This is a genomic window from Enterococcus sp. CWB-B31 (genome assembly GCF_020567645.1).
In the GTDB taxonomy this organism is placed as follows: Bacteria; Bacillota; Bacilli; order Lactobacillales; family Enterococcaceae; genus Enterococcus_L.
On sequence record NZ_JAJDJW010000026.1, the window covers coordinates 22,702 to 29,330 of the forward strand.

Annotated in this window: 7 protein-coding genes; 3 read left to right on the plus strand and 4 right to left on the minus strand. The window is 37.0% G+C overall.

Features of this window, described 5'->3' with window-relative positions; genetic code table 11:
• Nucleotides 1-164: 164 nt before the first annotated feature.
• The 3 genes from LI954_RS15510 to LI954_RS15520 form a co-directional block, all read right to left on the minus strand.
• A complete protein-coding gene (locus tag LI954_RS15510; RefSeq protein ID WP_229444930.1) occupies nucleotides 165-728 on the minus strand; it encodes a YdeI/OmpD-associated family protein in 564 nt (187 codons plus the stop codon).
• Nucleotides 729-892: 164 nt separating this feature from the next.
• Entirely contained in the window at nucleotides 893-1,426 is a 534-nt protein-coding gene (locus LI954_RS15515) for a 3'-5' exonuclease (RefSeq protein WP_202066869.1), read from the minus strand.
• A gap of 109 nt (nucleotides 1,427-1,535) precedes the next feature.
• Complete coding sequence (locus tag LI954_RS15520) at nucleotides 1,536-2,333, minus strand: exodeoxyribonuclease III (protein WP_202066870.1); 798 nt, start codon at nucleotides 2,331-2,333, stop codon at nucleotides 1,536-1,538.
• A 567-nt stretch (nucleotides 2,334-2,900) separates the two neighbouring features.
• Here LI954_RS15520 and LI954_RS15525 point away from each other — a divergent pair.
• The 3 genes from LI954_RS15525 to LI954_RS15535 all read left to right on the plus strand — a co-directional run bounded on the left by LI954_RS15525 (nucleotide 2,901) and on the right by LI954_RS15535 (nucleotide 5,220).
• Nucleotides 2,901-3,815, plus strand: coding sequence for a Gfo/Idh/MocA family protein (locus LI954_RS15525; protein ID WP_229444931.1), 915 nt, complete (start codon nucleotides 2,901-2,903; stop codon nucleotides 3,813-3,815).
• 122 nt (nucleotides 3,816-3,937) lie between these two features.
• Nucleotides 3,938-4,846: a UDP-N-acetylmuramate dehydrogenase gene (murB, locus tag LI954_RS15530; RefSeq protein WP_202066872.1), complete on the plus strand. Its 909-nt coding sequence runs from the start codon at nucleotides 3,938-3,940 to the stop codon at nucleotides 4,844-4,846.
• A gap of 137 nt (nucleotides 4,847-4,983) precedes the next feature.
• Complete coding sequence (locus LI954_RS15535; protein ID WP_229444932.1) at nucleotides 4,984-5,220, plus strand: GNAT family N-acetyltransferase; 237 nt, start codon at nucleotides 4,984-4,986, stop codon at nucleotides 5,218-5,220.
• A 145-nt stretch (nucleotides 5,221-5,365) separates the two neighbouring features.
• On the opposite strand, the gene cbpA is transcribed toward LI954_RS15535, so the two are convergent.
• Nucleotides 5,366-6,010, minus strand: coding sequence for a cyclic di-AMP binding protein CbpA (gene cbpA, locus LI954_RS15540; protein ID WP_229444933.1), 645 nt, complete (start codon nucleotides 6,008-6,010; stop codon nucleotides 5,366-5,368).
• Between the last annotated feature and the right edge of the window lie 619 nt (nucleotides 6,011-6,629).

Sequence of the window (6,629 nt, forward strand, 5' to 3'; positions counted from 1 at the left end):
AATCGAGTTTGGGACAGAATTAAAGTTCCAAACTCTCTTTATATCTAAACCCGAATAAATGGCGGAACAAAAGCAACTCCTTATTCTCGGAGCTGATCGCTTTTGCCCCGACCTCGTTTTTGCTGTCAGATTAATCTATAGTAATTTTTTTCGCAGGTTTCAGGCTACATCGGCTTCAAATTTTTTTCCAGCCGATCAATCATCCATGCCAGACGTTTTGTTCGACCTGCTTCGGTTTTAGCATCAAGATAGGCTCTTGTGTATGTCTTTTTTACTGATGGAGACATATTTTGAAAATTTTTATAAGCCAGTTCATTTCCTTTTAGCAAAGCAGCTGTTTGTTCAAGCTGTTCATTGGTAATTGCAGAGGGCTTATTGGCATTATCCCACTGTCCGTTTGCTTTGGCCTCTGCAATTTTTTCCCTGCCGAAATCAGTCATCTGGCCATCTTTTTCCAATCGCTCAACAAGGGATTTATTTTTAGCTGACCACTTGCTATTTTTTCTTCGGTTGGAAAAATACTTAATGTAGGCAGAGTCGTCTATCCGTTTCATTACTCCATCAATCCAACCGAAGCAAAGCGCTTCTTCAAGTGCTTCACTAGCTCTTAACGTGCTTAATTGATCTGTCTTACTGAACAGCAGCCAAACGCCTTCACTGGTTTGACTGTTATCTGACAGCCATTTTCTAAAATCATTTTGTGTTTCAAAATGCAGCGGATCGGTCATTGAGTTTCCTCCTTTAATTCTAAATGGCTCTGCCATTTAGAAATTGATGAGATCGAAACGAAGTGTAGTGTAGTAAGAACAGTAGAAGCAAAAATTATCTAGTTACTGAGGTTTTCTTATAACCGTTATATTTTAATACGCAACTTCTTTTTTACTGAAACTGTTTATTTTGGTGTAACCAGTTTTTTCAGTGGTTCAACCCCAAACATTTTTTCCTGATAGAGTAGTATTTCCGCACAGGCACGACTGTCTTCAAGAGCATCGTGGTGATGATTCAGCTGGATATTCAAATTTTCGCAAACGGTATTCAGTTTATGATTTGGGAATTCGGGAAACAGCTTTCGGCTGGTTTTCACTGTACAAAGTGAAAGATAATTCGGCTGCTGGATTTGATAATAATCCAGGCATCCGGCCAACACACCACAGTCGAATCCGGCATTGTGGGCAACAACCAAACTGTCAGAGCTGAAGCAGGAACAAATCTGGTTCCAGACATCAGGAAACTTCGGAGCATCCGCAACATCTTCTGGATGAATCCCGTGTACTTGAATATTCTTCCAGAAGAAGTCTGTTTCCGGTTTAATCAGAGAATAATATTCACCAACAATTTGACTATTTTCAACTTTTATCAGGGCCACCGAGCAGGCGCTGTGTTTGGCGTAACTAGCTGTTTCAAAATCAATAGCATAAAAATTCATCTTAAAAATCCTTTCATTCAGATTGATAGTTTAATTATACGTTATTTTTGAAGAAATAGATTTATAGTTAACGTATTTAACAAAAAATTAGGACCTGTTTAGAAATTTTTTAGTCAGGAATCACAGAAGCAGACTGTTCTTCTTTAGTATAAAAATCCGTTAGCTCCACTTCTACAGGACAATGATCACTGCCGAAAATTTCTGTGTGTATTTTGGCTGAAGTCAGCCTGTCTGTCAGATCTTCTGATACAAGGAAGTAGTCAATCCGCCACCCGGCATTGTTCTGCCGTGCATTAAACCGATAGCTCCACCATGAATAGACGCTTTCAGTATCTGGATAGAAATAGCGGAAGGTATCAATAAAACCGCCTTCCAAAAGTGCTGAGAATTTTTGACGTTCTTCTGGTGTAAATCCTGCATTCTTTTGGTTGGTTTTCCAGTTTTTCAAGTCAATATTTTTATGAGCAACGTTCAGATCGCCGCAAATAATCACTGATTTTTTCTTTTTAAGTTCACTCAGATAATTAAAAAATGCATCTTCCCAAGTCATTCGGTAATCCAGACGCTTTAACTCATTTTGTGAATTAGGTGTATAACAGGTAACTAAAAAGAAATCAGCATATTCAAGTGTGATCACACGTCCTTCTTTATCATGTTCTTCCATTCCGATCCCATAGTAAGCATTCAGTGCTTCTGCTTTTGCAAAAATAGCTGTGCCGGAATATCCCTTTTTCTCTGCATAGTTCCAGTACTGATAATAGCCAGGAAATACAAGATCAATTTGACCTTCCTGAAGCTTTGTTTCCTGCAGACAGAAAAAGTCTGCATCCATTTCTTCAAATACTTCAATAAAATTCTTTTTGACAACAGCCCGCAAGCCGTTTACATTCCATGAAATACATTTCATTATGAGGTTCCTCCTAATTTTGAAAGTAGATATATTTTACTGCGGATTGTCTGCTATGCTGTGTTTTTTCAGCTTAAAAATGAAAAGAAAGCTTAATACGGTAGAAAGAATAAAAAGCGAAATACCAAAATATAAGAGTGGTGCTTTCTTCAGATTTCGAATAAATGTCTCCCCTAAATAGATTTATAGGTGAAAGAACTGTGTATGAAAAAATATCAATAGAAAACATAAAGCACAGTCCGGCAATAAACAGACAGATAAAGCAGTTTTTTTGCTTATAAACAGCTTTTATCAACTATTTTGATGAAATGAAAAATAGGTTCAGCCTTATTAATTATAACACTATTGCTCTGACCAAATTATAAATTATAGTAAAAAAATGATAGGAGTTATGTTTGAGTTAGTGAAGAATGAAAGGATCGGACGGATAAGAATTTCTGTAGTGTTACAGGCAACTTGGGAATCAGCAGCTATTTGAAAACTTTGAATAATGAGCACCAAGAAAAGAAGTAATTTTCTTTGAAATATAGTACTATTAAAGATAATTGTTTATAGGGGAGGGTATGTATGAAAATAGGTGTTATCGGTCTGGGAAACATCGCTCAAAAAGCATATTTGCCGGTGTACAGCGAGTTAAGAAATGAAGGCGAATTTGTTCTTTCAACCAGAAATAAAGAAACAAGAGAGCTTTTACAGAATAAATATGGGTTTAAAGAGCTTGTTGCAACAGTGGAAGAGCTGATTGCTTCAGGAATTGAAGCATGTTTTGTTCATGTGGCAACAGAAGTTCATGTTGAAATTGTAGAAAAACTGTTGAAAGCCGGCATCCATGTTTGTGTGGATAAACCTTTGAGCGAAAATCTTTTAGAAGTTAAAAAACTGCAGGAATACGCACTGAAGAATCAGTTGATTTTGATGATTGCTTTTAACCGCCGTTTTGCTCCGTTTGTTGATAACCTTAAGAAAATTGAAGATAAGAATTTGATTCTTGTACAAAAAAACAGAATTAATTCACCGGGAGCCTCCAGCTTTATGATCTATGATCTTTTTCTTCACGTGGTTGATACAGCGGTTTATCTCCTTGATGGACCCGTTCAGCAGGTGCAGTCAAAAATGATTGAGAAAGCTGGGAAGCTGCAACGAGTATTTCTGCATTTAGAGACAGAGACTACAACGGCAATTTGTTCCATGGATCTGGTATCTGGTGCGAATACCGAATCCTGTCAAGTGACGTCACCTTCTGGAACCTTTTACTTGGAGAACTTAACAGACTTGACATCTGTATCTGCAGAAGGAACAGCGAAAGAAACTTTTGGAGACTGGACAACGACGCTTGAAAAAAGAGGATTTGCTCCGATGATAAGAAACTTTATCCAAGGCGTTAGGGAAAAAAATTCTGCGAAGCTAAAACAGGAAGAGGTATTTTTAAGTCATGAACTTTGCAGCCTGATCTTGCAGCAGCATCAACGCCATGTTTTATAGGTGAAATGATAGATTGGTAAAAATCTTTGGAGAAATCCGAAGGTTTTTAACGTCCTCTAGAAAGTTTCTCTTTATCATGCTAGAATGATAACGATGTTTTGTAAGAAAGGAATCGACTTTCAATGAATAAAATTAAAGAGAAAATACAATTAAAACTTAAAGAAACGACTATTTTGTTTGATGAACCTTTGATGAATTTTACTTTTACAAAGACCGGAGGACCAGCAGACATGCTGTCTTTTCCAAAGACTAAAGAAGAGGTACGGCAGATAGTTCTTTTTTGCAGGGAGAATGGTATTCCGTGGATCGTTCTGGGAAATGCAAGCAACCTGATTGTTCGTGATGGCGGAATTCGCGGCATGGTTATCATGCTGGCGGAGATGAATCAGGTCAATGTGGCTGGCGATAAACTAACAGTAGATGCCGGTGCTAAACTGATCGATACAACCTATGAAGCACTGGCCAATGATTTGGCAGGTTTTGAATTTGCATCAGGTATTCCCGGAAGTGTCGGTGGAGCTGTCTTCATGAATGCAGGAGCCTATGACGGCGAAATTAAAGATGTTTTTGAATCAGTGGAAATTTTGTTGCCTACAGGTGAATTTCAACTACTGACAAATGAAGAAATGAATTTTTCCTACAGACACAGTGCTCTTCAGAATATGAAATGTATTGCTTTGCAGGCGGTTTTTGCACTGACAAAGGGTGATACTCAGCAAATCAAACGAAGGATGGATGAGCTGACTGAATTAAGACAGTCAAAACAACCATTGGAATATCCGTCTTGCGGCAGTGTGTTTAAGAGACCGGAGGGACATTTTACAGGTAAGCTGATACAGGATGCTGGATTACAGGGGCTAAAATGGGGCGGTGCACAAATTTCAGAGAAGCATGCAGGTTTTATCGTAAACATTGATGGTGCAACTGCAACTGATTATGTGGAATTGATTGCCCATATCCAGTCAGTGATTCTGGAACAGTTCGGCGTTAAACTGGAAACTGAAGTCCGCATTATCGGTGAAGAAAAATAGAAGAAATAGGGTGTCGAAAACAATACTAAATTTTCGTTTTGCTGAAGAAAAGGACCTTCCCGTAAATTCTTCAATATATCAAAGAACTTGCTGAATACGAATAACTTTCTGCAGAAGTGACTGCAGATGAAACTATTTTGAAAGAGTGGTTTTTTGATAAGGAAAGAACAAATGTACTGTTTCCTTTGGTTGAAAATAAGCTGATTGGTTTTTGTCTGTACTTTTATAATGTTTCTACATACCTAGTCCGCTCCGGTTTGTATATTGAAGATTCATACATCGAAGAAAAATACTGGAGAACAGGGTATGGCAAAGAACTTCTGCACAAGATTTTTGAAATTGTCAAAGAAGAAAAATTAGGGACGGTGGAATGATTGTACTTAAATGAAAATACACCGGCTATGGAGTTTTATATTTCTCAAGGTACTGATCTGATGATGGATTGGACAGTGTTCAAAGTTAAAAATGAATTGCAAGAAAAAATCATCCTGAACAGAGGTCCAGGATGATTTCTATAATCTAATTTTTGTTGTTTTTTAAGTCTTCAATTTCCACAACCTTGAAGTTCTTTCTTTCCAGCTGCTCCACAATCAGGGCACATATTTCTTCAGTTGTTTCAGAAGGCAGGGTGATTAATGTCCGGCGAATAAACTCATCTTCACCAATATCCAGAGTGATACAGCTGGCTATACTGCTGTGCTTTGCAATGATCTTGGAAATGCTTGCCAAATCGCCCTGTTTGCCAGTTGAAGCAATAGTCAGAACATAGCTTCCTCTTTCAATATTCCATGATTGAGCGAGAATGTTCAGAAGAGTGCTGTGGGTCAAAATTCCATAAAAATGATTATTTTCATCTAAAACAGCAATATAAGGCAATTCTTTGATTGTAAAGAACACTTTAAAAAAGGAAGTGTTGATAAAAATAAATTTCGTCGCGTTCTTTAATAAATAAGTTACAGGGAGACTCATATCCCCTCCGTTTGCTTTGTGTCTGTAGATATGCATTTTATAAATATTGCCTCGGAATATTTTTCCTGTTTTATCCAAAATCGGTACACAACGATAGCCTGATTCTTCTAGTATATTTAAGGCTTCTTCCAATGTGCAGGATTCGTTTACTGTAGTTAGATTTTTTTTCTTGAGAACAACAGATTTTACTAACATGTCTAGCCCTCCTTGAATTAGATGTTTATGACAAATTAATGATAACATAACTTGATGAAAAACAATAGCCTGTAGAATACAGCAGAATTTGAAAAAATTCGGATTTTCAGTTTTCAATTTTTGGAAGAATGGCTGTTTAAGATTGTTGACTGAAGCAACGGAAATTAAAGAGAGTTACTGCCTGTGTACTGTCTGATTGCTCTCAATAAATTGATGCTGATTTTTTTAGGCAGTTGATAAAGGAGATAGGAATTTTTTTAAGAATTGACAGCAGGTTGCACAAGGACAAAAGGATGAAGAAACCAATAGTGAAAATCATATTATTAATTTTCTGAATCCAAAATTTCTCTGTTATTTCCCATTCACTTTTGGTGATAGCAGATAGTTAGTCAAAAAATACATGGCTATTATTTATCAATTGCAAATTTTTTGATTAATAACCATACATTTCAGAAATTTTTCTACAGTTTCAGAAAAATATTTCTTCATGATTTTGTGGCTCTTTGTCAAATCGGACTGATAGTATCACCAATGAACATCGGAAGAAGGAATCGAACTCCTTCTCCGGTGTTTTTTATTTGTATTGAATAAGGCCGTTGAGTAAGAAAATTCGGGTACG

Coding starts and splice junctions, on each gene's coding strand:
- LI954_RS15515 (WP_202066869.1), bottom strand. CDS start 1,426: ATGAATTTTTATGCTATTGATTTTGAAACAGCTAGTTACGCCAAACAC.
- LI954_RS15525 (WP_229444931.1), top strand. CDS start 2,901: ATGAAAATAGGTGTTATCGGTCTGGGAAACATCGCTCAAAAAGCATAT.
- cbpA (WP_229444933.1), bottom strand. CDS start 6,010: ATGTTAGTAAAATCTGTTGTTCTCAAGAAAAAAAATCTAACTACAGTA.
- LI954_RS15520 (WP_202066870.1), bottom strand. CDS start 2,333: ATGAAATGTATTTCATGGAATGTAAACGGCTTGCGGGCTGTTGTCAAA.
- LI954_RS15510 (WP_229444930.1), bottom strand. CDS start 728: ATGACCGATCCGCTGCATTTTGAAACACAAAATGATTTTAGAAAATGG.
- murB (WP_202066872.1), top strand. CDS start 3,938: ATGAATAAAATTAAAGAGAAAATACAATTAAAACTTAAAGAAACGACT.